This window comes from Candidatus Cloacimonadota bacterium (assembly GCA_011372345.1).
GTDB lineage: Bacteria > Cloacimonadota > Cloacimonadia > Cloacimonadales > TCS61 > DRTC01.
In genome coordinates this window covers 1-2,406 of record DRTC01000294.1, presented here as the reverse complement: position 1 = coordinate 2,406, position 2,406 = coordinate 1, and the positions used below count along the sequence as shown (strand labels likewise).

Below are 2,406 nucleotides of genomic sequence, written 5' to 3'. Positions count from 1 at the left end.
GATTCGCTCTGGCTGGATATTTATAACGAAGGAGGTTCCAACCTGATCGGAACGGTTACGACTCCTACCGGTTACCGCATTGAAGAAGCTGTTGTCAGAAATGAACAGACAGGTGAATCGAAGAAAATTTCAAGCAATAGAAATATGCTTTCTTTTGAGATAGAACCGATGTGGAGCGTAAGCTATAATGTTTACTTCGAACCGACCGCAATGCAGGATTACAACGATAATATCGTTATCGATCATAATGCCGATGAAGTGGATTATCTTGTTTTGTGTCTCGGTCGTGGAGTAGATGCTCGATTTATATTTTCTCCTTATGTAATGAACAAAACTCTGGAGACCGAAGAATCCGCTATCGATACGCTGGTTTTTGGAAATGAAGGAAATGTTGATATCGAATACCTTGCTTATATCGAATATGAGGAATACAGAACAACGATCCTGCAGGAAGGTTTTGAAGGAAGTTTTCCCCCTTCCGGCTGGGAACTGGAATCACTCGATGGTTGGGGAAACTGGGAGCAGAGCGATATCAATCCTCGTTCTGGAAACTACTGTGCTGCTGCCGATCCGATGATGCTGGATGATGCCCGTTTGATCACACCTTCTTTCACTGCAACTGAAGACTGTATTCTCAAATATTATGTCAGAGCTTATGATCCGAGCTATTATTGGGATGAAGCCCTTTTGGAAGTGGAAGTTTCATCAGATGGCGAGAACTGGACAACTCTAGAAAGTTACGACCAGGATATTTTCACAACTGATTATATTCTGAAAGGACTGGCTCTGGGTGACTATGCCGGGCAGAATATCCAGGTCGCTTTCCGCGTTCAATACAATACGATGGGCAGTGGCGTTTTGATAGACGATGTAACCATCACCGGAGATGCTTCTCCAACTTATGATTGGCTTTCACTGGACGGTGAATGCAATATCAGCGGTACTATTCCCGTCGGCAGTCCCAATTTCGATGTTCAGGTCGGATTCGATACAGCCGGGCTTTCCGATGGTTCTTACTTTGCTTACATCAGGCTCATCAGTAATGACAGCTCCGATCCTTATGACGATGTCTCGGTTGTTTTGAATGTAGGAACTTATGACATGGTCATCTCTCCATCCTCTCTGGATTTCGGAGAAGTGGAAGTCGGGCAATCATCTGTTCTTCAATTCAATGTGGAAAATACAGGAACTCTCGAACTGGACGGAGAGATCATCACTCCTTCAGGCTATACGGTCGAAGAAGATTTTCCGATCAGGAATTCAGTTTATTATCATCTCTTTCCGGGAGATTCTTTAGATTATGAAGTAACTTTTGAACCGGAATTCGTACAGAATTACGACGGAAACATTCAAATCACGATTCAGGGAACCGACGATGAGACTCTTCCTGTTTACGGAAATGGAATCTCTTCTGTTCCTCCGGACGCTCCTGCAAATCTGACCATAGAAATTTCAGGAACAGATGTTGTTCTGAATTGGGATGCTGTTATCGGTGCGGATTCCTATAAAATATATTCGTCAAGTGATCCATATGCATCTTATGAAACCTGGAATTATGAAAATGAAGTAACCGGAACTACCTGGAGCGAAGTAATCCCATCAGTCAAGAAATTCTATTATGTGACAGCGAATGAAACGACTCGAGTTCAGCAGAGCGAAGCGAAACTGGACTTGAGACAGTAAACACTTTCCGACTGGACTCCATGCTGCGCGATGAAGTCCAGTCTTGAGAAATAACAACTCCTCACACTTGCCAAATCTCAAAGATTTGGCAAGTTTTAATAAAACAAAAATGTACTACTCAATTACTTGCAGTAATCCGATAAAACTTAATATCACCTGAAACCAGTTCACTCCAACTTGTCGAAGTTCCTGTCCATTCGTTGGTCGAGAATGTTCCGTAAGGATCAGTATCGCTGTAAACTGTGTAGGAAGTCGCTCCTGAAACCGCATCCCAATTAATCTGAACATTTGCTCCGACAATTTCAGTTGTTACATTATCCGGAGTATCAGGCGGTAAAACTGTGCCAACACTCAGTGTCACGGGAACGATCAATTCCGGTTCGTCAGGATCGTTGCTGGTAATCATCAGGTTCTTTAAATAAGTTCCTTCGGATAAACCAGCAGCATCGAACATTAAAGTTACATCATCATAAGTCGAACCGGGAACTGTTCCAGAAGTTGAAGATAACCTCAACCAGTCTTTTTTAAAGAGAACTGCTAAATTGTTCGTCACATAATTCTCATCATAACAAACCTCAAGTCCGTCATCTCCGTCTGCATTTTGAATACCAAGTGTGCAGGTATCGAGATCTCCGGTAACTGTTCTGTATTGGAATAGAATCCTGCCGTTTGCATATAAAATCATCTGGAAATCATAAGTTCCGTTCCAGGTACCAACATAAT

1 protein-coding gene is annotated in these 2,406 nt (G+C 42.6%); it reads left to right on the top strand.

Annotated elements, in window-relative coordinates; all coding sequences use genetic code 11:
* The coding region (locus tag ENL20_05760) for a choice-of-anchor D domain-containing protein (GenBank protein ID HHE38061.1) at positions 1-1,683 on the top strand (1,683 nt) is incomplete at its 5' end.
* Positions 1,684-2,406 lie beyond the last annotated feature (723 nt).